Genomic DNA, 24,585 nt, shown 5'->3' with positions numbered 1-24,585 from the left:
GGGCCGCGGGTGCCGCCGGGTCAGGAGGCGGCGGCCAGGTCCTCGACGCGGGAGCGCAGGGAGTCGGGGGTCAGCGGTTCGGAGGAGCCGTAGATGTCCTCGCCGTTGAGCAGGACGGTGGGCGTCGCGTTGAAGTCGCTGCTGGTGAACGCCGCGTTGGACCGGCTGACCCAGGAGTCGTGCTCCCCGTCCTGGACGCAGGTGCGGAACGCCGCGGTGTCCAGGCCGTCCACCTCGGACGCGAGGTCGAGCAGGCGCGTCTTGTCGCCGAACGCGTCGTCCGTCTCGGCGGGCTGGTTGGCGAACAGGGTGTCGTGGTACTCGGGGAAGCGGTCCGCGTCACGGGCGCAGGCGGCGGCGTTCGCGGCGTACTTGGAGCCGTTGCCGCCGACGTTGCCGTCGATGATGGACACCAGGTGGTACTCGACGCGCAGCGAGCCGTCCTCCGTCAGGTCGTGGACGGTGTCGCGGAACGTCTCCTCGAACTGGCCGCAGGCGGGGCAGCGGAAGTCCTCGTAGACGGTGAGCGTCGCGGGGGCGTCCGCCCGGCCCACCACGACCGGTTCGGCGCTCGCGCCGCTCGCCGAGTCGCCGCCGCGCCCGGCCGCCACGACGCCGAGCCCCGTCGCCGCCGCGAGGGCGACGACGGCGATCCCGCCCACCTTGACCGTGCGGACGCGCCGCTCGGAGTGCTTCTCGCGCTCCCGCTGCTCCCTGAGCCGTTCGCGGGCGCTGCGCTTGCCTTGTCGGTTCTTCTCGCTCACGCCTGGGCCAACGAACCCGGCACGCCCAGGACACGCCCGGAGCGCGGCCGAATGCCCGGCGGGCCGGCGCGCGTCAGCGCTCGGTGCGGTCGGCCGTCTCCTGCTCCCAGGGGACGCTGAGCCACGGGCTCTCCTGGTGCGTGGAGAGGATGCGGTGCGCCTCGCGCATCTCCGTGTACCAGTCGCCGAAGCCCTCGCTGTCGAAGTGCAGGCAGCGGCCCAGGACATAGCCCATCGCGAACTCGGACCACGAGCGGTACGCCTGCCGCGCGACCGCGCCGGTGCGCAGGACGGCCGCCTCGGTCTCGGCGACGCTGCTGTACCGCGCGCCGAGCCCCCAGCGGGCCATGCAGGACGCGCGCCCGAGGTCCCAGGAGACGACGGACCGGACGCACGCCCCCTGGTCGAGGAGCCCGTCGGCGCGGAACCGCGCCTCGTACCGCAGGACGCGGCCGATGACGTCCTGGACGAGCGCGATGTCGGCGTCCAGGTCGAAGCCGGGCGGCTTGCCCGTCCTGTCCACGACGTCGGCGGTGCGCGACAGGACGACGCGCTCGGTGGTCTCCCGCCACTGCGCCGGGCCGGGCACCGCGCCGTACTCCAGGATCATCGCCTGCCGCACGCGCAGGACGAACTCCCAGGCGGGCGAGATGACTTCGCAGCGCAGCAGGCGCTGCTGCACGCGCTGCCACTCGGCGCGTCCGCCGACGCCCCACCAGCGCCGCAGGAGCGCGCGTTCCTCCGAGTAGCCGCCGCTCTGCCAGCCGAGCTGGTTCCAGGGGGCGCCGTTGTTCACCATCAGCAGCGCGCCGCAGGCCATGCCGTGCGCGAGCGGTCCGGAACGGGGCCCGTTCCACAGGGTCTTGAGCTGGTCCTCGGCGACCGGATGCCTGGCCGCCTTGCGCCAGCGGCGCGTGTCGGCGGGCAGGTACGTCTCCGCCGGGGTGCCGGGGTTGAGGGCGAGCCAGCGGATGGAGCGGGGCAGGGCGCGCGCGAGGTGCTGGAGCTCGACGCGTTCGAAGACGCGGTCGGCGACGGGGCGCGGCAGCGCGCCGCGCGTCCAGACGGGGAGGCTCAGTCCTTTGAACCGCTCGTCGTGGAAAGGGGTGTAGGGGAACGGACGCCCGGAACCGGCCGTGGCGTCGGAGAGTTCACGCGACGTGGGGAGGAAGAGGTCGGTCCCGGCCAGGACGGCGAGGAAGGTGTCCCAGTCCGCCGAGTTGGCCGCGTCGTACAGCCGTTGCTCCACCGCCGAAGGCGGCTGCCACGGTATGCCCTCCGCTGACCCGTCGGTGCCCATGGCTCCCGACTGTACCGGAACGCGGCACGGTGGCCGCGTCCCGGTGTCGCCGTGTGGTCACGGGGTGCGGTCAGCGCCCGGCGCGGACGCCCCGGGCCAGTTCGGCGGCCAGGGCGCGGACCCCGGCCGTGGCCGCCGCGGTGTCGGCGCCGCCCTCGTCGAGCCGCTTGACGAACGCCGTGCCGACGATGACGCCGTCCGCGTACGCCGCGACCTCCGCGGCCTGCTCCGCCGTCGAGACGCCGAGGCCGACGCAGACCGGCAGGTCGGTGACGGCCTTGGTGCGGCGTACGAGGTCGGCCGCGCCCCCGCCCACCGACTCGCGCGTGCCGGTGACGCCCATGATCGACGCCGCGTAGACGAAGCCGCTGCCCGCCGCCGTGACGGTGGCGAGGCGTTCGTCGCGGCTGCTGGGGGCGACGACGAAGACGGTGGCGAGGCCGTGCGCCTCGGCCGCCTTCCGCCACTCGGCGGACTCCTCGACGGGCAGGTCGGGGAGGATGCAGCCCGCGCCGCCCGCGGCGGCGAGCCCGGCCGCGAAGCGCTCGGGGCCGTAGCGGTCCACCGGGTTCCAGTACGTCATGCACAGGACCGGGACGCCGGTGGCGGCGTGGACGTCGCCGACGGTGCGGATGACGTCGGCGATCCGCACGCCGTTCCGCAGCGCGACGACGTCGGCGTTCTGGATGACCGGGCCGTCGAGGACCGGGTCGCTGTAGGGCAGGCCGATCTCGATGACGTCGCAGCCGCCCTCGGCCATGGCGACGGCCGTCTCGATGCCGCGGCCGACGGTGGGGTAGCCGGCCGGGAAGTAGCCGATCAGCGCGGCCCTGTCCTCGGCGCGCACCGCCGCCAGGACGTCGCTCAGGTGCTTGCCGTTGCCGCTCATCGGTCCGTGCCCTCCTCGTAGAGCCCGAAGTAGCGGGCGGCCGTGTCCATGTCCTTGTCGCCGCGCCCGGAGAGGCTGACGACGAGCAGGCCCTCGGGGCCCAGCTCGCGGCCCAGGGCCAGGGCCCCGGCGAGGGCGTGCGCGGACTCGATGGCGGGGATGATGCCCTCGGTGCGGGAGAGCAGGCGCAGCGCCTGCATGGCCTCGTCGTCGGTGACGGCGACGTACTCGGCGCGTGCGCTGTCCTTCAGGTGGGCGTGCTCGGGGCCGATGCCCGGGTAGTCGAGGCCGGCGGAGATCGAGTACGGCTCGGTGATCTGGCCCTCGTCGTCCTGGAGGACGTAGCTGCGGGAGCCGTGCAGGATGCCGGGTCCGCCCAGGGTGAGGGTGGCGGCGTGCTCGTCGGTCTCCACGCCGTGTCCCCCCGCCTCGCAGCCGATCAGCCTGACGCCCTCGTCGGGCAGGAAGGGGTGGAAGATGCCCATCGCGTTCGACCCGCCGCCGACGCACGCCACGACCGCGTCGGGCAGCCGCCCGGCGCGCTCCAGGACCTGGCGGCGCGCCTCGACGCCGATGACGCGCTGGAAGTCGCGCACCATGGCGGGGAACGGGTGGGGCCCGGCGACGGTGCCGAACAGGTAGTGGGTGTCGTCCACGGTGGCGACCCAGGCGCGGAACGCCTCGTTCACCGCGTCCTTGAGCGTGCGGCTGCCGGACGTGACGGCGACGACCTCCGCGCCGAGCATCCGCATCCGCGCGACGTTCAGCGCCTGGCGCTGCGTGTCGACCTCGCCCATGTAGATGGTGCAGTCGAGGCCGAGGAGGGCGCAGGCGGTGGCGGTGGCGACGCCGTGCTGCCCGGCGCCGGTCTCGGCGATGACGCGGCGCTTGCCCATGCGGCGGGTGAGGAGCGCCTGGCCGAGGACGTTGTTGATCTTGTGGGAGCCGGTGTGGTTCAGGTCCTCGCGCTTGAGGAAGATCCGCGCGCCGCCCGCGTGCTCCGCGAAGCGCGGCACCTCGGTGAGCGGGCTGGGGCGGCCGACGTAGTGGACGAAGAGGTCGTCCAGCTCGGCGGCGAAGGACGGGTCCTGGAGCGCCTTCTCGTACGCGGCGGTGACTTCGTCCACGACGGAGCGCAGGGCCTCGGGGACGAACGTCCCGCCGAAGGCGCCGAAGTAGCCGCCGGTGGTGAAGGCCGTCCCGTCGGTGGCGGGATGGAAGAACTGTGCGGACATGGGTGGTCGTCGCCTCCCGGGCGATCGGTGACAGGGGCGTGGCTCGCCGGACGGCCGCCGCGCCGCGCGGTCACGGGACCCGGGGTCCCGCCGCCGCGGCGTGCGGCCGTGCCGTGGTCAGCGCCATCGCCGCCCGTTGACCTGGCCGGGCTCGCAGCCGATGTGGTAGCGCACCCGGCGGCCGAGGACCCGCCGGGCGGGGGCCCGGCAGCCGCGCGGCCTGGCGCCGCGCGCCAGGCAGGCGAAGGCGCCGTCCCCGGGGCGGGGGCGGGCCGTCGCTGCCTGGTCCGTGCGGCTCCTGGGGGTCATGGGAGGGGTTCAGCGCCCCTGCCGCAGCGCGGGGTGGGCCCCGGCCGCCACCAGGTCGGCGACGGCGGCGCGCGGGTCGCGGCCGGTGACCAGGGACTCGCCGACGAGGACGGCGTCCGCGCCGTCGTTGGCGTAGGCGATGAGGTCGTGCGGGCCGCGCACGCCGGACTCGGCGACCTTGACGATGTGGTCGGGGATCTCCGGCGCGACGCGGGCGAAGGTGGAGCGGTCCACCTCCAGGGTCTTGAGGTTCCTGGCGTTCACGCCGATGACGCGGGCGCCCGCGTCCACCGCGCGGTCGGCCTCGTCCTCGTCGTGGACCTCGACCAGCGGCGTCAGGCCGATGGACTCGGCGCGCTCGATCAGGGAGACCAGGGCCTCCTGGTCCAGCGCGGACACGATCAGCAGGGCGAGGTCGGCGCCGTGGGCGCGGGCCTCCCACAGCTGGTAGGCGGTGACGATGAAGTCCTTGCGCAGCAGCGGGGTGTCCACCCGGGCGCGGACGGCCGCCAGGTCCTCCAGGGAACCGCCGAAGCGGCGGCCCTCGGTGAGGACGGAGATGGCGGCGGCGCCGCCCGCCGCGTAGTCGGCGGCGAGCGCGGCGGGGTCGGCGATGGCGGCCAGGGCCCCCTTGGACGGGCTGGAGCGCTTGACCTCGCAGATGACGGTGACGCTGTCGCCCTTCAGGGCGGCGACGCCGTCACGCGCGGGCGGAGCGGCGGCGGCCTTGGCCTTCAGCTCGTCGAGGCTGACACGCGTCTGCCGCTCGGCGAGGTCTGCGCGGACTCCGTCGATGATCTCGTCGAGCACACTCACGCGACGGGCCCCTTCCGGTCGGGCTGGGGAAAAGCATCAGACACATCGATGGTATCCGGCCGCGGGGCGAGGTCTCGCACCGCCCGCTCCCGGCCCTTCCCCGGGGCGGTCCCGGCGCCGTGCCTGGTCAGGGGGTCAGGGCGGCGCCGGGGGGCAGGTTGCGCAGGATGGTGAAGAGCGTGGCGATCAGGCCGAACGCCCAGGCGGACGGCCCGGGGCGGGCCCACCGGGGCGCGGTGCCCCGTACGGCGTGGGTGAGGAACGCGGCGAGGAGCGCCGTCCCGCCGAGGACCACGAGGGCGTTGGCGTGGAGCGCGGCGAGGGGCGCGCCGTGCGTCAGGGCGTGGACGCTGCGGAGTCCGCCGCAGCCGGGGCAGTGCAGGCCGGTCAGCGCGAGGACGGGGCAGGGCGGGTAGTGGCCCGGCTCGTGCGGGTCGGCCAGGGCGACCCAGCCGCAGGCGGCGGCGGTGAGGGCGAGGATCGCGAGCGCGGCGCCCGCGCGGCGGGCCGGTGGGGCGGTGGGGTGAGGGGGACGGTCCACTCCCCCAGCCTCGGGCCGCGCCGGACGGGACGCACGGCGGAGGCCGTCGTACGGGGGTCGGAGCACGTTCCCTGCGGGACCGGGACCCTGCGGAGGTGGCGGGGCGTGGCACCGAGGTCACCGCCTCGGGCCGAGGCGGAGAAGGCCGACAGCGAGACGGCGAGCCGTGGTGACCGATCCCGCCCGGCGCGGACCAGGCGCCGTCCGGGCAGGCGCGAAGCCGGGCAACCGCGGTACCGGCCCGTGCCCGAGAGGAGGGCCGACGGCGGGACGAGGCCTCCGAAGGCGCCGGTCACGACGACAGGCATCGTGCGGCACAGGGCCCGATCCGGGTGCGCAGCGGGCGGGTTGCCCGCTGTCGGGGTGGCTTCCCCTCGGGGCGCGGCGTGGTGACCGATGTCACCCGGTCGCGGACGGTGGACCGTCCGGCGGCCGGGTGGGGGGCGGCGGCGGTCAGCTGCCGACGGTGGCCTGCTCGGACTTGCTCCCGGCGGCGCCGTCGAGGGCGGTGTCGGTGTGCGCGACCTCGGCCTCGGCGCGGGCGGCCACGACGCGGTGCCGCTCGTCCGGGATCTGCTGCTGGCCGTAGCCCATGGACCGCATGACCGCGCCCGCGACACAGGCGAGGGCGAGGACGACGAGGCCCGCGAGGACGCCCACGGGCTCGGCCATCACCGTGTAGGCGCTGCCGATGCCGAATCCGACGAAAGCGATCAGGACAGCGGTCCAGGCGGCAGGGCTGTTGCCGTGGTGGTACTTGTCCGCCATGTGTGTGATTCCTCCTGGCTCGGTCGGCGTGGGTGTTCGCTCATCCACCCGACAACCATTGTTGCAGTCGGCTCCGACACCCCGGACGGGGTGGGGTGTCAGGTGGGGTCCTCGCCGCGGTCGAGGGCGCGCCAGATGTTCTCCGGCCGGTCCGGGTCCACGGGACGGGCCCGTCGCGCGGGACCGGCGGGACCGCGCTCGCGGCGGCCCGCCCGTTCGTACCGGCCCGACATCGCCGGCCACTGCCGACCGTAACTCAGCGCCAGCAGCCCCGCGAAGAGCAGCAGCAGTCCGCCGAGCGCGGAGACCCAGGGCCAGCCGGTGTGCTCGACACCGGTGACGGCGGCGTGGGTGAGGCCCATCACATCGGCGGCCGAGCGTTCGAGGGCGGCCGAGTCGCCCGCGCCGAGGAGGGCGGTGCCGATGGCGCCCGCGCCGCTGAGGGCGAGGAGCGCGGAGACGACGGCGCGCCCGGCCTTGCGTACGGCGAAGACCGCGACGAGCGCGGCGAGGCCGACGAGGGCGAGCGCGCTGGGCAGTCCGGAGACGGCGCTGCCGCTGGCGGTGACCGGCAGTTCGGCTCCGCCGCTCGACGCGGTCCCCTCGCCCCAGGTCTGCCCGGCGGCGATGAGGACGACCGCGGCGCCCACGGCGCCGCTCAGCAGCGCGGCTGCGAGGGCGCGGCGGGGGGTGGGGGAACTGTCGCCGCCTGTGGGGTCACGCTTCACCCCTCCACGCTACCGCGCAGCTTTCCGGCGGCGGCCACCGCCCTGAGGACGGCCGCCGCCTTGTTCCTGCACTCCTGGTCCTCGGTCGCCGGGTCGGAGTCGGCGACGACGCCCGCGCCCGCCTGGACGTACGCCGTGCCGTCGCGCAGGAGGGCCGTGCGGATGGCGATGGCGGTGTCCGCGTCGCCCGCGAAGTCGAGGTAGCCGACGCAGCCGCCGTACACGCCGCGCCTGGTGGGCTCCAGTTCCTCGATGATCCGCAGGGCGCGCGGCTTGGGGGCGCCGGAGAGCGTCCCGGCGGGGAAGCAGGCGGTGAGGGCGTCGAACGCGGTCCTGCCGTCGGCGAGCTGGCCGGTGACGGTCGAGACGATGTGCATCACATGGCTGTAGCGCTCGACCGACATGAAGTCGACGACCTCGACGGTGCCGGGGGCGCAGACGCGGCCGAGGTCGTTGCGGCCCAGGTCCACGAGCATGAGGTGCTCGGCGCGCTCCTTGGGGTCGGCGAGCAGTTCCTCGCCGAGGCGGGCGTCCTCCCGCGGCGTGGTGCCGCGCGGCCTCGTGCCCGCGATGGGGTGGAGGAGGGCGCGTCCTTCCTCGACCTTGACGAGCGCCTCGGGGCTCGACCCGACGACGTCGAAACCGCTCGCGCCGTCCTCGCCCGCGAAACGGAAGAGGTACATGTACGGGCTCGGGTTGGTGGCGCGCAGCACCCGGTAGACGTCGAGGGCGCTGGCCGGGCAGGGCGTCTCGAAGCGCTGGGAGGGGACGACCTGGAACGCGTCGCCCGCCCTGATGTGTTCCTTCACCGTCTCGACGGCGTCCTGGTAGGCCGCGCTGCCGAACCGCTCCGTGTACGGCGGGAGTTCCGACGCGGGCAGGACGGCGTAGCCGGAGCCGGTGGCGGGGCGGGCGAGGTCGGCCGTCATCGTGTCGAGGCGGGCGACGGCGTCGGCCCAGGCCTCGTCCACGCCGGTGTCGAGGTCGTTGTGGTTGATCGCGTTGGCGATCAGCAGGACCGTGCCGTCGCGGTGGTCGAGGACGGCGAGGTCGGAGGCGAGGAGCATCGTCAGCTCGGGGAGCCGCAGGTCGTCGCCCGCCAGGTCGCCGATGGACTCCAGGCGGCGGACGACGTCGTACCCGAGGTAGCCGACCATGCCGCCGGTGAACGGGGGGAGGTCGGGGTCGCGCGGGGTGTGCAGGGCGTGCAGCGTCTCGCGCAGGACGTCGAGCGGGTCGCCCTCGGTGGGGACCGACACGGGGGGTGTGCCGAGCCAGTGGGCACGGCCGTCGCGGACGGTGAGGGCGGCGGAGCTGCGGACGCCCACGAAGGAGTACCGGGACCAGGTGGCGCCGTTCTCCGCCGATTCGAGGAGGAACGTGCCGGGACGCTCGGCGGCGAGCTTGCGGTACAGCGCGATGGGGGTGTCGCCGTCGGCGAGGAGGCGGCGGGTCACCGGGATGACCCGGCGCTCCTTGGCGAGCACCCGGAAGCGGTCGAGGTCCATGGCCGGTCAGCCTACTGGCCGGGCGGAGGGGACGTCCCCGCTGCCCGCGAGGGGCAGGGCGCCCGCGTCGAAGCAGGTGCGGTCGCCGGTGTGGCAGGCGCCGCCGACCTGGTCGACCTTGACGAGCACGGTGTCGCCGTCGCAGTCGAGGGCGACGGACTTGACGTGCTGGACGTGGCCCGAGGTGTCGCCCTTGACCCAGTACTCGCGGCGGCTGCGGCTCCAGTAGGTGCAGCGGCCGGTGGTGAGGGTGCGGCGCAGCGCCTCGTCGTCCATCCAGCCGAGCATGAGCACCTCTCCGGTGTCGTACTGCTGGGCGATGGCGGCGACGAGGCCGTCGGGGGTCCGCTTCAGGCGGGCGGCGACGGCCGGGTCGAGGGCGGGGGTGCTGGAGGGCATGCGTCCATTCTGCCGCGCCCCGGTGTCACCACCTGTACCAGCGTCCGCGGGTGCCGCCGGTCCCGCCGGGGCGGACGAAGAAGCCGATCAGCCAGATGATCAGGACCAGGGCGGCGACCCACCACAGGATGTCGGCGAGGAAGCCGAAGCCGAAGAGGATGAGGACGATCAGGGCGACGATGAGCAGGGGGACCATGGGCGGGCGGACCTCCGGGGCGACGCGTACCGGAGAAGTCCGGTAACGGGGGGAATGGGCTGGAACGGGCGGCGTACGCACGGACTGTATGCGGTGGGTGCCGGGCGGCGGGTGCAGCGACGCGCCAGGCCGTGCGGCGTGCCAGGGCGCGTTCGGCCGCCGGGCGGGGGGTGCGGACTATGGTGGGCGTATGTCTACCCATGCGAAGCGTGAACGGCTGGTGCTCGCCGAGCTCTTGGAGGAGGCGGGCCCGGACGCCCCGACCCTCTGCGAGGGATGGACGACCCGGGACCTGGCGGCGCACCTGGTGGTGCGTGAGCGGCGCCCGGACGCGGCGGGCGGGCTGGTGATCAAGCCGCTGGCGGCGCGGGGGGAGCGGGTGCGCGACGAGTTCGCGGCCAGGCCGTACCCGGAGCTGGTCCAGCTGTTCAGGAGCGGGCCGCCGAAGGCGTCGCCGTTCTCGCTGAAGCAGATCGACGAGGCGGCGAACACCGTCGAGTTCTATGTGCACGGCGAGGACGTGCGGCGCGCGGGCGGCGGGCGGCCGCCGCGTGATCTCGACCCGGTCTTCTCGGACGCGCTGTGGCGGCGGCTGGAGACGGCGGGCCGGATCATGGCGCGCAAGAGCCCGGTGGGGCTGGTGCTGCGGCGGCCGAACGGGCAGACCGTCGTGGCGCACAAGGGCGCGCCGGTGGTGACGGTCACCGGGGAGCCGGGGGAACTGCTGCTCTTCGCGTCGGGCCGCCAGGACGCGGCGCGGGTGACGACGGAGGGCGACCCGGACGCGGTGGCGCGGGCGAGGGGCGCGAAGCTCGGCCTCGGCTGAACGCTCCGGCGGCACGCGGCGCAAGGCACACGGCCCCCGGCGGCGGACGCCCCGGGGGCCGCGCGGCGTCGGTGCTTCCTGGGCGGCGCGTGCCGGGAGGGCGGGCGGGAAGGTCAGCCGGCGTGCTGGCTCTTGCTGATCCGGTTGATCCTGCTCAGGGTGTTGGCCTGGCGGACGGCCTCGCGCAGCTTCTCGGCCAGGCTCGGCGGCTCACGGTCCTCGTCCACGATGGGGCGGGGGGATGCGGTGCCGGTCACGTCTGCTGCCTTCCGGTTGTCAGAGCCTCCGGAACCCTAACGAGGGAGTTGCCCGGATCACAACGGTTCGCGGGGCACGGAACGGTGAAAGCGTGAAGATCGTGACCTGGGCACATGCGTTCGCACTCCGTTTCCGGTGCCTCGGGGGCGTTCCCGTGGCCGGCGGCGTTGTCAGACCCCCGTGCCAGACTGCGATCACCGGCGCCGCCCGGCGGACCGCCGGGGGTGGCCGGTGACGAGTGAGGGGCGAGGACGTGGGGGTGACGGCGATGGGCGCGGGAGCGGAGCCGCCGGGGACGGTGCTGCCCGGGAACCTGGCCGAGGCGGTCGCGGCCGAACTGGCGGGCGAGCGGATGCGGTTCCTCTTCTTCTGGAAGCCGGAGCCGGTGACGCCCGGCGTGGTGGGTCCCGAGTGTCTGGGCCAGTGGTGGGAGGGCGAGTTCACCGAGGACGGGCATGCGTTCCGGACCGCGGAGCACTACATGATGGCCCACAAGGCGTGGCTGTTCGGGGACGCGGAGATCGCGGACAAGGTGCTGGCGGCGGGGCATCCGCGGGAGGTGAAGCGGCTGGGCCGCCAGGTGCGGGGGTTCTCGGAGGACGTCTGGCGCGAGCACCGCACCGGCATCGTGACGCGCGGGAACCTCGCGAAGTTCGGCAGCTCCCCCGAGCTGCGCGACTACCTGGTGGGCACGCGGGGCCGCGTACTGGTCGAGGCGAGCCCGCTGGACCGGATCTGGGGGATCGGGCTTGGCGCGCGGAGCGAGGACGCCATGCACCCGTCGCGCTGGCGGGGGCCCAACCTGCTGGGCTTCGCCCTGATGGCGGTCCGGGACGCGCTCATACCGGGCGGGTCCGCCGCCGCGCCCCCTGCGTGACGCGCCGGGGCCGGGGCCGGCCAGGGGGCGGGCGGTTCAGACGGCGGTGACCCGGCCCCGGGCGCGGACCCTGGCCCAGAAGGCGCGCTGCACCAGCAGCGTCGTCGTCCCGGCGAGGAGGATGCCCCCGAGGTTGACGCCGAGTTGGGTCATCGACCCGGCGGCGTCGGACACCCGGCCGTAGCTGAGCGCGAGCGCGGCGTGCCCGGCGGCGGGCACGGTGGTCACCGAGATGGCGACCCCCACCAGGGCCGCCGACTTGGCCGAGGTCAGCGAGATCACCCCGGCGGCGCCCGCGAGCAGGGCGACCACCAGGGACATCGCGTCCGGCTTCCAGACGAACTCCACCATCGGGTGCGGCGCGCTGAACCGCTCCTCGGAGAAGAGCCCCAGGGCGGTCATCAGCAGGGCGAAGGCCGTCGTCAGCAGCATCGCGAGGGGGAAGCCCACGACCAGCGCGGCGAGGGAGCGCAGCGCGACGCCGGGCCGCCGCGTGACCAGCCCGGCGGACACGCCGGTGAGAGGTCCGATCTCCGGGCCGACGACCATCGCGCCGACGATGAGGATCTCGCTGTCGAGCAGCACGCCGCAGGCGGCCAGCATCGTGGCCAGCGTGAGGAAGGAGAGGTAGGTGACGGAGAGCTGGGACTCCTCCTGGGTCTGGTCGACGAGGGACTCCCACACGACGGCGTCGATCCCGGCACCGGGCGCCTCCCGCTCGGCGCGGTCGGCCCGTTCGGAGAGCGACAGGTCGACGTGCTCGGCCGCGATCGCCCCGTCGGTCGCCAGGCCGAGGGCGCGCAGGTCGGCCAGCAGGTCGTCGGCGGCCTCGCGGGCGACGTCGCACAGCACCACGTCGCCCGCCGGTTCGAGCGCCGCGCCGGGGAGGACGGCGAGGTGCGTCGTGCCGACCGTCCGGCGCAGCAGGGCGACGACCTCGTCGGTGCGGGCCGCGGGCGAGATGAGCCGGAGGTGCAACATGCCCGCAGACTAACGAGATCGGCCGCGGGCGCCGACGGCGCGTCAGCCGGTCCGCCGCGCCCGACACGGCCCCGGCGGGTCACCGGCGGGTGTGGCCTCGCTCACACCGCGCCCTCCCCCTGGTTGAACCTTCGTCCAACTAACGTGAAACGGAAGGAAGATGAACGACAACCCGGCGAGACCGAGGTGGTCGGGGCCATACCGGGACGGAGGCGCCACAACCACCGGACCGGCTCATGAGTCAGAGAAACTGTCATGAAAGTCCCCACAACCCTGACGCGTCTGCTGGGCGCTTCCGTCTACGCGTGTGTCGCCTACGCGCTCGCGCTCGTGCTCTTCCGGCACGGGGCGCCCCGCCCGCACGTCAACATCATGGCCCTCGGCGTGTCCGCCCTGGCGGCGGCCACCGGCTGGATCTTCGCCGTCCGCACGGCTCCCCCGGTCCCGCCGTCCCCCCGCTACCACCCGCCGGGCGGCACCCCCGCGCCACCCCGGCGCCTGCCGTCCCCGCGTCCCGCCTGGGCACGTACGGCGGGCGCGGTCCTGACGGCGGCCGCCGTCCTGGCCGCCGTCGTGGTCGGCACCCAGCCGGGCGGCGAGCACGGCGAGGCGGTCAACGCGATCCAGCGGGCGGGCGCGCAGGTGGCCACGGGCGCGGTCGTCCGGCCTCCCACCCACGTGGAGGTGCAGGACTTCACCCACGAGCGGCGGCACGTGTACCGCGCCGACCTGGTGCTCGAACTGGACACGCCGCACGGGCCACGCCACGTGAAGGCGTACGACGCCAGGACCGTCGCCCTGCCCCGGCTGGGAGAGGCGCACCAGATCCTCTACGCGCCCTCGGCGCCCGGCCTCGGCGCCTACGTGGACGAGATGGAGTCCGACCTCGGGTTCTACACGCGTGGCTGGGGCCTGCCGCCCACGCCCGTGAGGCAGCTCGTGCTGCTCGGCCTCATACCCTTCACCCTCCTCGTCGGCTACCGCCTGCTGGTGCGGCGCCTCGACCCGGCGAGCCGCGTGCTCCAGCGGGACGCGCGCGACGGGCGGGTCCGCGCGGTGCGGGTGACGATCGAGGGCGCCACGGGGGACCCGGTCCGCTCCTCGGGGACGACGCTGGTGCTGCGCGTGCAGGGAGGGCAGCGGGTCAGCGTCCTCCCCCGGCTGCTGCGCGACCCGGCGGGGCCGGGGCGTGCCGACGACAGCCTCCTCTACATGGGGCGGGCGATGCCGGGCATGGACGCGTGGCTGTGCATGCCGGTCCTGCCCTCGGCGGGCGCGGGCGGGACGCCGGTCGCGGTCGTCGCGGACGGCGGCCGGACGGTGTGGGGCCGCGTGGACCCGGCCACCGGCCACGCGCTCGGCGGGCACAGCGACCCGCGCGCCACCGGCGACGACCGCTGGTGCGCGCCCGCGCCACGGCTCGCGGTCTTCAGGCCCGGCCTGCACCTGCCGCAGTTCGGGCTGCTGTGCGCGGCCTTCGCCCTGGTGCTGCCGGGGCTGCTGCACATCCCGGGCGAGGCGCTGTCGTCGGCCCTTGGCTCCGGCGCCGCGCTGCTGATCGCCGCCTCGGCCGCGTGGCCGCTGTGGTGGGGCCGCCGGAGCAGGAGCTGGACGGGGGCGCAGGGGTGGCTGCCTTGTGGCCGAGACCGAAGTCGCCGTGCAGTGGACTTTCGGCGCTAGTCGGCGGTTTCCGGGGTCCGTAGCGTCGTGTGCATGGACGGAACGACGAACGGCAGCACAACCGGTCTTCGAGGCGGGGCACTTGCCTCCTGGCCGGCCCTTCCGGCTGCCGCCGCGGTGGCGGTGCCGCCCTGGTCCGAGCCCGCGCGACAGGGCGGCGGTCAGCGGCGTGGACGTGGGCGGACATCGGGTGCCGTTCTGTCCGGCCCTTGCGCCGGACAGCCGTTGCTCCCGTCCGACGGCGGCCACACCAGCGGCGATCCGCCGGGGTCCACGCGATGGCGGGTCGGCGACGCCCCGGCCAGAGGGCCGACGGTGGCGTCGCCCTGTGCGACATCCGTGGTGTCAGCCGGTGACGGCGCGCAGCGTCCTGGGCCCGGAGGTCTCGATCCGCGCCAGCGCGTCGGCGGTCGCGGCGTCGGCGGGCAGGTACGTGATGATCCGCTGGTCCTCCGTGGTCAGCTCCAGCGTCTCGTAGGCGAGCCGCAGTTCACCGGCCTCCGGGTGCGCGAGGCGTGTGACGCCGCTGCGCCGCGCCAGGCCGGGCAGCGTCGCCGCGCGCCGCGCGAACTCGTCCCCGGCCGCGACGGTCAGCTCGTCCGTCAGCGCCGCCATGTGCCCGTCGTGCCGGAACGGGCCCTCCTTCAGCGCGGCGACCTGCTCATCCGCCATGTGCGCCCAGTCCGGGTAGACGGACCGCGCGCGTGCGTCGGTGAACAGGAAGCGGGCGAGGTTGGGCGGTTCGCCGTCGAGCAGCCCGAGGGGGGCCGCCAGGCGCTCGTACGCGGCGGTGTGCCCGAGGACCTCGCTCAGCTGGTTGAGCAGCACGGCGGGGGTGGACTCGAGCCGGGCGAGCAGCGCCGCGACGGTGGGCCGTACCGTGCGGACCGGTTCGATGGGCCCGCTGCGGCACCGGAAGCCGTCGACCGCCTTGGTGAGGCGGTAGAGGTGGACCCGTTCCCCCAGGTCGAGGCGCAGTGCGTCGGCCAGAGAGGACAGGACGCCGGTGGACGGGCGGCGGTCGCGGCCCTGTTCGAGCCGCGTCAGGTACTCGACGCTGACGCCCGCGAGCGTCGCCAGCTCGGCACGGCGCAGGCCGGGGGTGCGGCGGCGGGGCCCGGCGGGCAGCCCCACGTCGGCGGGCAGCACCGCCTCGCGGCGCGCGCGCAGGAAGATGCCGAGGTCGTTGCCAGGCTCGCTCACCTGTCGAACGTAACAGGGCCGCCCGCGCGGAGGGTGGCCCTGCCACTACCAGTCTCCGGCCGGTCTCCCCCGTGCCGCGCCGGACGGGGAGTGTGGTGCCCACGGCCCCCGGGCGCTTCCCGCCGGGCCGTCCCTGATCCGCAGAACGGGAGATCCCCATGTCCACGTCCGCGTCCGCCGCCCCCTCCCCCGCCCCGCTGAAGCTGGCGGTGCTCGTCGGCAGCGTCCGGGAGGGCCGCTTCGCGCCGGTCGTCGCCCGCTGGTTCGCCGGACGGGCGGCCGAGCACGGCGAGTTCACGACCGAGGTGATCGACCTCGCCGACTACCCGCTGCCGCTGGCGCTGCCGTCCGTCCCCCCGGCCATCGACCCCGACCCCGAACGCCCGGCGGCGTTGGCGGGACTGACGCGGGCGCTGGACGAGGCGGACGCGGTCGTCGTCCTGACACCGGACTACAACCGCAGCTTCCCCGCCTCGCTGAAGGCGGCGATCGACTGGCACTTCACGCAGTGGCAGGCCAAGCCGATCGGCTTCGTGGGATACAGCGGCCTGAGCGGCGGCCTGCTGGCCATCGAGCAGCTGCGCCAGGTCTTCGGGGAGCTGCACGCCCACACGGTGCGCAGCGCCGTGACGTTCCCGCGCTACTACCTGCTCTTCGACGAGCAGGGCGAGCTGCGCGAGCCCACGGAACCGGCGGGGGCGGCCAAGCGGATGCTGGACGAACTGGTGTGGTGGGGCACAGCGCTGCGGGAGGCCCGCGAGGCACGCCCGTTCTCGTCCGTGGCCTGACGCACGCCACGCGGCCGCGAAGACCACACCGGCTGGCTGCCCGGCGTCTTCAACGGCCGGGACGAACCTGTGGCGGATGGACCCGCACAACCACAACGGGCCGTGCGGAAGTCCGGCGCGTCACGACGGAGCACCCCAGGGACCGAGCACCCAGCCACCACCCGGCGCGGGGCCTCCTTCGTCGGACAGCGCGTCGGCGGCCTGAACCGGCCAGCCGACGTGACAGCGGGGGCCGGGCACCCGGGGCGCTGGTGAGCGGCACGATGCCGTGTCTTTTCCAGCAGCTCCACGACGAACGCCGGGGCCACGGCCCGTCCTGTGCGGCTTCCGCGAACAGGGCTACGGCGGGCGGCCGACCCTCCTCCCGGACCGCCGTGGCGTACACGACTTGCCATGCGGCCGGCACCCGGGACAGCGCGGACGGCAGTGCTGGGGCTTCACTCGGCTGGCCGGGCGCACGCCACCGAAGCCCTGTGGTCCCGGGCTGAAGCGAACAGCAGGCCCCCGAGGCCGCCAGGGCGGGCCGTCGCACTGCTCCACGCCCAGGGGCAGCCGCGCGCCGCCAGGTTCAGCGGTCACAGTGCCCCGACAGCCTTCGAGGAAGACCCTCCCGAGCCGGATCGCATGGCCGTGCCGGGGCAGCGGCCCCCTGACACACATCCCCCGGCGAACCGGCAGAGCCGCCGGGACGCCTGGCCCCACCGAACGGCGCGCGGGAACCGAGGGCGGCGGCATCGCAACGACGCACGCGCGTCCGGCGAGACCCCGGGCGGCCGCGCATCGGCCCGTGCCACCCGGCGCACCGGCCGAAGCGGCCGGGAGGGGTGGTCCGCGTCCGTCCGCCCGCGTGTGCGCCCTCCGTGCCGGGGCGGGCCGTCACGGTGTGGCGGCGCCGTCCGGCCGGCCCGCGCGGTTGAGGAGGATGCGCTGCAGCTCCCGCGCCGCACGCGGCGGCGAAACGTCCCCCCGGTGCGCGACCGAGACCGTGCGGTGCAGCCCCGGCGCGGCGAACGGCGTGGTCCGCAGTCCCGACCGCTCCGCGACCATGCTGGGCACCACCGCCACCCCGAGTCCGGCCCGCACGAAGCCGATCACCGCGTCCATCTCCCCGCCCTCCACGCTGAAGACCGGCTCGAAGCCCGCCTCACGGCACGCGGCGAGGGTCAGTTCCCGCAGGTCGTAGCCGTGCCGGAACATCACCATCGGCCGGCCTTGCAGATCCCCGATCCTGATACGCCCGCCCGGCACCGGCGGCGGCCCGTCGGGCGACGAGATGACGACGAGTTCCTCGCGCAGCAGCTCCACGGTGGTCAGCGCGGGCGCCTGCCCCTGGAGCGGTGTGATGACAAGCGCCAGGTCCAGCTCCCCCGCCGCGAGGACGCGCACCAGGTCCTGCGACCCGCTCTCGTGCACCACGAGGTCCACGCCCGGATAGCTGTCCTTGTACGTCCGCAGCACGTCGGGCACCAGGCTGGCGCACAGGCTCGGCGGCGCCCCGAGCCGTACGCGCCCCCGCCGCAGCTGGGCCACCTCCAGGACCTCCCGGCGCGCCGTCTCCGTGTCGGCCAGGATGCGGCGCGCCAGCGGCAGCAGCGCCTCGCCCGCGTCGGTGAGGGAGATGTGGCCGCGCGCCCGGTGGAAGAGTTCGGCGCCCAGCTCCCGTTCCAGCGACCTGATCTGCTGCGACAGCGACGGCTGGGCGACGTGCTCGCGCCGCGCGGCCCGGGTGAAGTGCCGGGTCTCCGCGACGGCGGTGAAGTAGCGGAGCTGCTGGAGCTGCATACGGCCATGGTACGCCGACGATAGACATCGGCTATCGAAATGAGCTTGTCCATGTCTTGGACGCATTCCCGCGCCCCGCCCTACCGTCTGTGTCATGGCTCTGGCGACACGCACGCCGGGACAGGCAGGTCCCGCCCGTACGGCTCCCCCCGCACCGCCCCGGAGGCCGAGGACGGCCGCCGGGCGCTTCTGGCAGTCCACCATCGGCAAGAAGACCGTGATGGCGGTCAGCGGCATCGTCATGCTGCTGTACCTGGTGGCCCACATGGTGGGGAACCTGAAGGTCTTCTTCGGCCCCGAGGAGATGAACGGGTACGCGCACTGGCTGCGCACCATCGGCGACCCGGTGCTGCACCACGAGTGGTTCCTGTGGATCATGCGCCCGCTGCTGCTGCTCGCCCTCGTGGCGCACGCCGTCGCCGCCGCGCAGCTGAGCCGCCGCGACCTGGCGGCCCGCCCGGTGAAGTACGCGCACCGCAAGCCGCGCGCCAGCTACGCCACGCGCACGATGCGCTGGGGCGGCGTGATCCTGGCGCTGTTCCTCGTCTGGCACATCCTCGACCTGACGACCGGCACCGTGAACCCGCGCGGCGAGGCGGGCCACCCGTACGAGAACATCGTCGCCGCCTTCCACACCTGGTACGGCAACACGATCTACATCGTCGCCATGATCGCCGTCGGCCTGCACGTCCGGCACGGCTTCTGGGGCGCGGCGCAGACCCTCGGCGCGGGCAGCCGCAGCCGCGACCGCGCGCTCAAGGCGACGGCGAACGTCCTGGCCCTCGTGCTGACGCTGGGCTTCCTGTCGGTCCCCTTCGGCGTGATGACCGGGATCGTCGAGTGAGGGGCATGAACGGCATGAGCGGCAAGAGCAGCGTGAACGGAGTCGGCAGCATGTCCTCGCCCTACCTCGACTACACCACCGGCGACCCGGTCGCCGACACCAAGGCCCCGGACGGACCCGTCGCCGAACGCTGGAACCGGCGCCGCTTCGAGGCGAAGCTGGTCAACCCGGCCAACCGCCGCAAACACACCGTGATCGTCGTCGGCACCGGCCTCGCCGGTGGCGCGGCGGGCGCGACCCTGGCCGAACAGGGCTACCACGTCGTGCAGTTCTGCTACCAGGACTCGCCGCGCCGCGCCCACTCCATCGCCGCCCAGGGCGGCATCAACGCCGCGAAGAACTACCGCAACGACGGCGACTCGATCCAGCGCCTCTTCTACGACACGGTCAAGGGCGGCGACTTCCGCGCCCGCGAGTCCAACGTCCACCGCCTCGCCGAGGTGTCGGTGGAGATCATCGACCAGTGCGTGGCGCAGGGCGTCCCGTTCGCCCGCGAGTACGGCGGCCTCCTCGACACACGCTCGTTCGGCGGCGTGCAGGTGTCCCGCACCTTCTACGCGCGCGGCCAGACGGGCCAGCAGCTGCTGCTCGGCGCGTACCAGGCGCTGTCCCGGCAGATCGCCGCCGGGAACGTCGAGATGCACGCGCGCACCGAGATGCTCGACCTGATCGTCGCCGACGGCCGGGCGCGCGGCATCGTGGCGCGCGACCTGGTCACCGGCCGCATCGACACGTACTTCGCCGACGCCGTCGTCCTCGCCACCGGCGGCTACGGCAACGTCTTCTACCTCTCCACCAACGCGAAGAACTCCAACGCCACCGCTATCTGGCGCGCCCACCGCCGCGGCGCGTACTTCGCCAACCCCTGCTTCACCCAGATCCACCCCACCTGCATCCCGCGCTCGGGCGACCACCAGTCGAAGCTGACGCTGATGAGCGAGTCCCTGCGCAACGACGGCCGCATCTGGGTGCCGAAGCAGGCCGGGGACACCCGCGCCCCGGCGGACATCCCGGAGGCGGAGCGCGACTACTACCTGGAGCGGATCTACCCGTCGTTCGGCAACCTCGTGCCCCGCGACATCGCCTCCCGCGCCGCGAAGAACGTGTGCGACGAGGGCCGCGGCGTCGGCCCCGGCGGGCAGGGCGTCTACCTCGACTTCGCCGACGCCATCGCCCGGCTGGGCCGCGCCGCCGTCGAGGCGAAGTACGGCAACCTCTTCGACATGTACGCGCGGATCACCGCCGAGGACCCGTACGAGACGCCGATGCGCATCTACCCGGCCATCCACTACACGATGGGCGGCCTGTGGGTGGACTACGACCTCCAGACCACGGTCCCCGGCCTGTTCGCCATCGGCGAGGCCAACTTCTCCGACCACGGCGCGAACCGCCTCGGCGCCTCCGCGCTGATGCAGGGCCTGGCGGACGGCTACTTCGTCCTGCCCGCCACCCTCGCCGACTTCCTCGCCCGCCACCCGCACGACGAGATCCCCCACGACCACCCGGCCGTCACCGACGCCGTCACCGAGGTGACCGACCGGCTCTACCGGCTGCTGTCCAACAACGGCGACCGCACCCCCGACTCGTTCCACCGCGAGCTGGGCGAGCTGCTGTGGAACGAGTGCGGCATGGCCCGCACCGAGGAGGGCCTGCGCCGCGCGCTGGAGCGCATCCCCGAGCTGCGCGCCGAGTTCTGGCGGCGCGTGCGCGTCCCCGGCAGCGGCAGCGACCTCAACCAGTCGCTGGAGAAGGCGAACCGCATCAGCGACCACCTGGAGCTGGCCGAGCTGATGTGCCTGGACGCCCTGCACCGCGCCGAGTCCTGCGGCGGCCACTTCCGCACCGAGAGCCAGTCGGAGACCGGCGAGGCCGAGCGGCGCGACGAAGAGTTCGCGTACGCCGCCGCCTGGGAGTTCACCGGCAGCGGCACGGCGCCCGTGCTGCACCGGGAGCAGCTGGTCTTCGAGTACGTCCACCCCACCCAGCGGAGCTACACGTGAACCTCACCCTGCGCATCTGGCGCCAGCCGGGCCCCGACAGCGAGGGCGCCATGACCACCTACGAGGTGGCGGACATCTCGCCCGACATGTCGTTCCTGGAGATGCTCGACACCCTCAACGAGGAGCTGATCGAACGCGGCGACGAGCCCGTCGCGTTCGACCACGACTGCCGCGAGGGCATCTGCGGCGCCTGCGGCATGGTCATCAACGGCGACGCCCACGGGCCCGAGCGCACCACGACCTGCCAGCTGCACATGCGGCACTTCTCGGACGGCGACACGATCGACGTCGAGCCGTGGCGCGCCGCCGCGTTCCCCGTGGTCAAGGACCTGGTGGTGGACCGGTCGGCGTTCGACCGGATCATCGGCTCGGGCGGCTATGTCACGGCGCCGACCGGCAGCGCCCCCGAGGCGCACGCCACGCCGGTGCCCAAGCCGGCGGCGGACACCGCGTTCGAGCACGCCGAGTGCATCGGCTGCGGCGCGTGCGTGGCGGCCTGCCCGAACGGGTCGGCGATGCTGTTCACGTCGGCCAAGGTCGTGCACCTCGGCTCGCTGCCGCAGGGCGCGCCCGAACGGGAGACGCGCGTCCTCGACATGGTGGACACCATGGACGCCGAGGGCTTCGGTGGCTGCACCAACACCGGGATGTGCACCACCGTCTGCCCGAAGGGCATCCCGATGGCGTCCATCACGACGATGAACCGCGAGTACCTGCGCGCCACCCGCAAGGGCGGCGGCTCGCGCTGACGCCCCTCCCCGCGCGGGGCGTCAGCGGCGGGCGTGCCGTACGGTCAGCCGGCCGAAGCCCATCGCGCCGGAGATCCTGATCACCGGCCCGTCGCCCTCGGCCCCGCCGCGCGGGGCGCGCACGCGCGGCGCCTTCCACCCGGCGCTCAGGCCCTCCATGTCCACCACCGCGCCGCGCGGCACGGTGATCTTCGCCGTGCCCGTCCCGAGCTTCAGCACGATGTCGATCTCCCGGTGCCCGATGACCGCCCGGGACAGGTCCAGATCGACCCTCGCGAACGCGGACTCGACGGTGAGCGTACGGGGCACGCGCCACGCCCCCCGCCGCCTGATGCGCCCCGCGGCGCCGCCGAGCGTGGCCGCGGTCTCCGGGCCAGGCTCCGGCAGCGACGCGAGGGCACCGGCCAGGTCGCCGCGCGTCCTCGCCGTGAGCGCCTTCTGCAGGCGGTCGTCCATCTCCTCGTGCGGGACGGCCCCCTCGGCGTACGCCTCCTGCAGGCGCCGCACCGCCGCCTCGCGGTCGCCGTCGCCGACGAGCCGCGCCGCGTCGTCCTCCGGTACGGGTGCCACCCGCTTCCCCCCTCTCCCCGCGGCGCCGCCGCGGGCTCAGCGGACGGGCAGCCCCGCCTCGCGCAGCGCGCCCTTGACCTGCCCGATCCGCAGGTCGCCGAAGTGGAAGACGGACGCCGCGAGCACCGCGTCAGCGCCCGCCCCGATGGCCGGGGCGAAGTCGCCGAGCCGCCCCGCGCCGCCCGAGGCGACCACCGGCACGGAGACATGCTCGCGCACGGCGGCGATCATCGACGTGTCGTAGCCGTCCTTGGTGCCGTCCGCGTCCATGGAGTTGAGCAAGATCTCGCCCGCGCCCAGCTCCGCCGCGCGGTGCGCCCACTCGACGGCGTCGAGGCCCGTGCCGCGCCGCCCGCCGTGGGTCGTCACCTCGAAGCCGGAGTCCGTCGCCGTGCCCTCGGGGCAGCGCCGCGCGTCCACCGACAGCACGAGGACCTGGCTGCCGAAACGTTCCGCGATCTCGCGGATCAGCTCGGGGCGCGCGATGGCCGCCGTGTTGACGCCCACCTTGTCCGCCCCGGCGCGCAGCAGCCGGTCCACGTCCTCGGTGGTCCGGACGCCGCCGCCCACCGTCAGCGGGATGAAGACCTGCTCGGCGGTGCGGCGCACCACGTCGTACGTCGTCTCCCGGTTGCCCGACGAGGCGGTGATGTCGAGGAACGTCAGCTCGTCCGCGCCCTCCGCGTCGTAGACCTTGGCCATCTCGACGGGGTCGCCCGCGTCCCGCAGGTTCTGGAAGTTGACGCCCTTGACCACCCGGCCCGCGTCCACGTCCAGGCACGGGATGACGCGCACCGCGAGCGTCACGACGCCGCCCCCCGGTCGCCCCGGTACGCCTCCAGCTCGACCTGGACGAGGATCCGCGAGTCCGCGAAGCCCGAGACGACGACCAGCGTCGTCACCGGCCGCACCGCGTCGAACAGCTCCTGGTGCGCCCGCGTCACCTCCTCGACGTCCCGCGAGTGGCTGAGGTACAGCCGCGTGCGCACGACCGACTCGATGCCGAGGCCGAACGGCGTCAGCGCCGCCACCGCGTCCGCCAGCGCGACACGCGCCTGCTCGTACGGGTCGCCGACCGCCGCCGCGCCCGCGGTCGGCGGCATCGTCCCGCCGACGAGGACGACGTCCCCCGCCGCGACGGCGCGCGCCGCGCCGAGCGTCTCCTCCCACGCGCTGCCGGTCCGTACCCGTTCGAGTGCCATCAGGCCACCGCCTCCACTGTCCGCAGCGCCTCTTCGAGGGTGAAGGCGCCCGCGTACAGCGCCTTCCCGACGATCGCGCCCTCGACGCCCACCGGTGTGAGGGCGGCGATGGCGCGCAGGTCGTCCAGCGACGAGACGCCGCCCGAGGCCACAACCGGGCGGTCCGTGGCGGCGCAGACGGAGCGCAGCAGGTCGAGGTTGGGGCCCTGGAGGGTGCCGTCCTTGTTGATGTCGGTGACGACGTAGCGGGCGCAGCCCTCGGCGTCGAGGCGGGCGAGCGTCTCGAAGAGGTCGCCGCCGTCCCGCGTCCAGCCGCGGCCGCGCAGGGTCGTGCCGCGCACGTCGAGGCCGACGGCGATGCGGTCGCCGTGCTCGGCGATCACCTTGGCGACCCACGCGGGCGACTCCAGCGCGGCCGTCCCGAGGTTGACGCGCGTGCAGCCGGTGGCGAGGGCGGCGGCGAGGGTGTCGTCGTCGCGGATGCCGCCGGACAGCTCGACGCGGATGTCCATGGCGCGCACGACGTCGGCGATCTGCTCCCGGTTGTCGCCGGTGCCGAACGCCGCGTCGAGGTCCACCAGGTGCAGCCACTCGGCGCCCGCCCGCTGCCACGCGACGGCGGCGGCGTACGGGTCGCCGTAGGACGTCTCGGTGCCGGACTCGCCGTGCACGAGGCGGACCGCCTGCCCGTCACGGACGTCGACGGCGGGGAGGAGTTCCAGCTTCACAGGGTCTCGATCCAGTTGGTGATGAGGCGGGCACCGGCGTCGCCCGACTTCTCCGGGTGGAATTGGGTGGCCCACAGCGGGCCGTTCTCGACGGCCGCGACGAACGGCTCGCCGTGCGTGGCCCAGGTGACCCGCGCCGGGGCCTGGGCCTGGTGCTCCCGCGGCAGCTCCCAGTCGTGGACCGCGTAGGAGTGGACGAAGTAGAACCGCTCCTCGGGACCGATCCCGGCGAACAGCTTCGAGTCCGCCGGGGGCCGCACCGTGTTCCAGCCCATGTGGGGCACGATGCCGGCGCGCAGCGGGCCGACCGTGCCGGGCCACTCGTCCAGGCCCTCGCTCTCCACGCCGTGCTCGATGCCGCGCGCGAAGAGGATCTGCATGCCGACGCAGATGCCGAGCACGGGGCGGCCGCCCGCCAGCCTGCGGCCGACGATCCAGTCGCCGCGCGCCTGGCGCAGCCCGTTCATGCAGGCGGCGAACGCGCCGACGCCGGGGACGAGGAGCCCGTCCGCGTTCATCGCCGCGTCCGGGTCGCGCGTCACCTCGACGTCGGCGCCGGTCCTGGCGACGGCGCGCTGGGCCGAGCGGATGTTGCCGAAGCCGTAGTCGAAAACGACGACCTTCTTGCGGGTGCCGTCCGGCAT

Annotated in this window: 28 protein-coding genes; 7 read left to right on the top strand and 21 right to left on the bottom strand. The window is 74.5% G+C overall.

What is annotated here, in order from left to right:
- Positions 1-20 precede the first annotated feature (20 nt).
- From ACIBPC_RS06015 to ACIBPC_RS05960, 12 genes are all read right to left on the bottom strand, one after another.
- Positions 21-764: a DsbA family protein gene (locus tag ACIBPC_RS06015; RefSeq protein ID WP_398841566.1), complete on the bottom strand. Its 744-nt coding sequence runs from the start codon at positions 762-764 to the stop codon at positions 21-23.
- Between the two features lie 73 nt (positions 765-837).
- On the bottom strand, positions 838-2,064 hold the full coding sequence (locus ACIBPC_RS06010; RefSeq protein WP_362963133.1) for a DUF1266 domain-containing protein: 1,227 nt from the start codon (positions 2,062-2,064) through the stop codon (positions 838-840).
- A 70-nt stretch (positions 2,065-2,134) separates the two neighbouring features.
- Positions 2,135-2,953, bottom strand: a complete 819-nt coding sequence (trpA, locus tag ACIBPC_RS06005; RefSeq protein ID WP_398841563.1) for a tryptophan synthase subunit alpha — start codon at positions 2,951-2,953, stop codon at positions 2,135-2,137.
- Entirely contained in the window at positions 2,950-4,188 is a 1,239-nt protein-coding gene (gene trpB, locus ACIBPC_RS06000; protein WP_362963136.1) for a tryptophan synthase subunit beta, read from the bottom strand. Before trpB ends, trpA begins: the two co-directional genes overlap by 4 nt.
- A gap of 117 nt (positions 4,189-4,305) precedes the next feature.
- Complete coding sequence (gene trpM / locus ACIBPC_RS05995; RefSeq protein WP_362963138.1) at positions 4,306-4,497, bottom strand: tryptophan biosynthesis modulator TrpM; 192 nt, start codon at positions 4,495-4,497, stop codon at positions 4,306-4,308.
- 9 nt (positions 4,498-4,506) lie between these two features.
- Positions 4,507-5,313, bottom strand: a complete 807-nt coding sequence (gene trpC, locus ACIBPC_RS05990; protein ID WP_362963140.1) for an indole-3-glycerol phosphate synthase TrpC — start codon at positions 5,311-5,313, stop codon at positions 4,507-4,509.
- Between the two features lie 127 nt (positions 5,314-5,440).
- Positions 5,441-5,854: a DUF2752 domain-containing protein gene (locus ACIBPC_RS05985; RefSeq protein WP_398841562.1), complete on the bottom strand. Its 414-nt coding sequence runs from the start codon at positions 5,852-5,854 to the stop codon at positions 5,441-5,443.
- 453 nt (positions 5,855-6,307) lie between these two features.
- Complete coding sequence (locus ACIBPC_RS05980) at positions 6,308-6,622, bottom strand: HGxxPAAW family protein (protein ID WP_362963144.1); 315 nt, start codon at positions 6,620-6,622, stop codon at positions 6,308-6,310.
- 98 nt (positions 6,623-6,720) lie between these two features.
- Positions 6,721-7,350, bottom strand: coding sequence for a TIGR02234 family membrane protein (locus tag ACIBPC_RS05975; protein WP_398841561.1), 630 nt, complete (start codon positions 7,348-7,350; stop codon positions 6,721-6,723).
- A complete protein-coding gene (locus tag ACIBPC_RS05970; protein ID WP_398841559.1) occupies positions 7,347-8,858 on the bottom strand; it encodes an anthranilate synthase component I in 1,512 nt (503 codons plus the stop codon). The genes ACIBPC_RS05975 and ACIBPC_RS05970 overlap by 4 nt, the downstream gene beginning before the upstream one ends.
- A gap of 6 nt (positions 8,859-8,864) precedes the next feature.
- The gene (gene hisI / locus ACIBPC_RS05965; protein WP_362963149.1) at positions 8,865-9,257 is read right to left on the bottom strand and encodes a phosphoribosyl-AMP cyclohydrolase; all 393 of its coding nucleotides are present in this window, start codon (positions 9,255-9,257) and stop codon (positions 8,865-8,867) included.
- A gap of 25 nt (positions 9,258-9,282) precedes the next feature.
- Positions 9,283-9,453: a hydrophobic protein gene (locus ACIBPC_RS05960; protein ID WP_362963151.1), complete on the bottom strand. Its 171-nt coding sequence runs from the start codon at positions 9,451-9,453 to the stop codon at positions 9,283-9,285.
- Between the two features lie 190 nt (positions 9,454-9,643).
- Between ACIBPC_RS05960 and ACIBPC_RS05955 the strand changes: the two genes are divergently transcribed.
- The gene (locus ACIBPC_RS05955) at positions 9,644-10,279 is read left to right on the top strand and encodes a TIGR03085 family metal-binding protein (RefSeq protein ID WP_362963153.1); all 636 of its coding nucleotides are present in this window, start codon (positions 9,644-9,646) and stop codon (positions 10,277-10,279) included.
- A gap of 113 nt (positions 10,280-10,392) precedes the next feature.
- Here the strand turns inward: ACIBPC_RS05955 and ACIBPC_RS05950 are convergent, their stop codons facing one another.
- Positions 10,393-10,536 (bottom strand): hypothetical protein, encoded by a 144-nt coding sequence (locus ACIBPC_RS05950; protein ID WP_362963155.1) that lies wholly within the window; start codon positions 10,534-10,536, stop codon positions 10,393-10,395.
- A gap of 239 nt (positions 10,537-10,775) precedes the next feature.
- Between ACIBPC_RS05950 and ACIBPC_RS05945 the strand changes: the two genes are divergently transcribed.
- Positions 10,776-11,414 carry an NADAR family protein gene (locus ACIBPC_RS05945; RefSeq protein WP_398841557.1) on the top strand — a complete coding sequence of 213 codons (639 nt, stop codon included), beginning with the start codon at positions 10,776-10,778 and terminating at the stop codon, positions 11,412-11,414.
- A 36-nt stretch (positions 11,415-11,450) separates the two neighbouring features.
- On the opposite strand, the gene ACIBPC_RS05940 is transcribed toward ACIBPC_RS05945, so the two are convergent.
- The gene (locus tag ACIBPC_RS05940) at positions 11,451-12,395 is read right to left on the bottom strand and encodes a DUF389 domain-containing protein (protein WP_398841555.1); all 945 of its coding nucleotides are present in this window, start codon (positions 12,393-12,395) and stop codon (positions 11,451-11,453) included.
- A gap of 255 nt (positions 12,396-12,650) precedes the next feature.
- Between ACIBPC_RS05940 and ACIBPC_RS05935 the strand changes: the two genes are divergently transcribed.
- The gene (locus ACIBPC_RS05935; protein WP_398841554.1) at positions 12,651-14,075 is read left to right on the top strand and encodes a hypothetical protein; all 1,425 of its coding nucleotides are present in this window, start codon (positions 12,651-12,653) and stop codon (positions 14,073-14,075) included.
- A gap of 345 nt (positions 14,076-14,420) precedes the next feature.
- Here ACIBPC_RS05935 and ACIBPC_RS05930 read toward each other — a convergent pair whose 3' ends face one another.
- Entirely contained in the window at positions 14,421-15,278 is an 858-nt protein-coding gene (locus tag ACIBPC_RS05930) for a helix-turn-helix domain-containing protein (protein WP_398841552.1), read from the bottom strand.
- 158 nt (positions 15,279-15,436) lie between these two features.
- On the opposite strand from ACIBPC_RS05930, the gene ACIBPC_RS05925 reads away from it, so the two are divergent.
- Positions 15,437-16,066 (top strand): NAD(P)H-dependent oxidoreductase, encoded by a 630-nt coding sequence (locus ACIBPC_RS05925; RefSeq protein ID WP_362963165.1) that lies wholly within the window; start codon positions 15,437-15,439, stop codon positions 16,064-16,066.
- Positions 16,067-16,942: 876 nt separating this feature from the next.
- Here ACIBPC_RS05925 and ACIBPC_RS05920 read toward each other — a convergent pair.
- A complete protein-coding gene (locus ACIBPC_RS05920; protein WP_398841550.1) occupies positions 16,943-17,848 on the bottom strand; it encodes a LysR family transcriptional regulator in 906 nt (301 codons plus the stop codon).
- 94 nt (positions 17,849-17,942) lie between these two features.
- Here ACIBPC_RS05920 and ACIBPC_RS05915 point away from each other — a divergent pair, with 94 nt between their 5' ends.
- Genes ACIBPC_RS05915 through ACIBPC_RS05905 form a run of 3 tightly spaced genes read left to right on the top strand, consistent with a single transcriptional unit; the run spans position 17,943 to position 21,441 of the window.
- Positions 17,943-18,692 (top strand): succinate dehydrogenase, encoded by a 750-nt coding sequence (locus ACIBPC_RS05915; RefSeq protein ID WP_398841549.1) that lies wholly within the window; start codon positions 17,943-17,945, stop codon positions 18,690-18,692.
- Positions 18,693-18,742: 50 nt separating this feature from the next.
- Entirely contained in the window at positions 18,743-20,692 is a 1,950-nt protein-coding gene (locus ACIBPC_RS05910; RefSeq protein ID WP_398841784.1) for a fumarate reductase/succinate dehydrogenase flavoprotein subunit, read from the top strand.
- On the top strand, positions 20,689-21,441 hold the full coding sequence (locus tag ACIBPC_RS05905; protein ID WP_362963172.1) for a succinate dehydrogenase/fumarate reductase iron-sulfur subunit: 753 nt from the start codon (positions 20,689-20,691) through the stop codon (positions 21,439-21,441). Before ACIBPC_RS05910 ends, ACIBPC_RS05905 begins: the two co-directional genes overlap by 4 nt.
- A 21-nt stretch (positions 21,442-21,462) precedes the next feature.
- On the opposite strand, the gene ACIBPC_RS05900 is transcribed toward ACIBPC_RS05905, so the two are convergent.
- The 5 genes from ACIBPC_RS05900 to hisH are packed head-to-tail and all read right to left on the bottom strand — an operon-like array spanning position 21,463 to position 24,585.
- Entirely contained in the window at positions 21,463-22,011 is a 549-nt protein-coding gene (locus tag ACIBPC_RS05900) for a DUF1707 domain-containing protein (protein WP_398841547.1), read from the bottom strand.
- A gap of 36 nt (positions 22,012-22,047) precedes the next feature.
- The gene (gene hisF / locus ACIBPC_RS05895; RefSeq protein WP_398841545.1) at positions 22,048-22,818 is read right to left on the bottom strand and encodes an imidazole glycerol phosphate synthase subunit HisF; all 771 of its coding nucleotides are present in this window, start codon (positions 22,816-22,818) and stop codon (positions 22,048-22,050) included.
- Positions 22,815-23,213 carry a Rid family hydrolase gene (locus ACIBPC_RS05890; protein ID WP_362963178.1) on the bottom strand — a complete coding sequence of 133 codons (399 nt, stop codon included), beginning with the start codon at positions 23,211-23,213 and terminating at the stop codon, positions 22,815-22,817. Before ACIBPC_RS05890 ends, hisF begins: the two co-directional genes overlap by 4 nt.
- Complete coding sequence (gene priA, locus ACIBPC_RS05885) at positions 23,213-23,941, bottom strand: bifunctional 1-(5-phosphoribosyl)-5-((5-phosphoribosylamino)methylideneamino)imidazole-4-carboxamide isomerase/phosphoribosylanthranilate isomerase PriA (RefSeq protein WP_398841543.1); 729 nt, start codon at positions 23,939-23,941, stop codon at positions 23,213-23,215. The genes ACIBPC_RS05890 and priA overlap by 1 nt, the downstream gene beginning before the upstream one ends.
- Positions 23,938-24,585 (bottom strand): imidazole glycerol phosphate synthase subunit HisH, encoded by a 648-nt coding sequence (hisH, locus tag ACIBPC_RS05880; RefSeq protein ID WP_398841541.1) that lies wholly within the window; start codon positions 24,583-24,585, stop codon positions 23,938-23,940. The genes priA and hisH overlap by 4 nt, the downstream gene beginning before the upstream one ends.

It is taken from the genome of Streptomyces sp. NPDC049879, from assembly GCF_044461265.1.
Taxonomy (GTDB): Bacteria; Actinomycetota; Actinomycetes; order Streptomycetales; family Streptomycetaceae; genus Streptomyces.
Note: the sequence above shows the minus strand (reverse complement) of the source record. Positions and strands in the feature narration are given on the sequence as shown.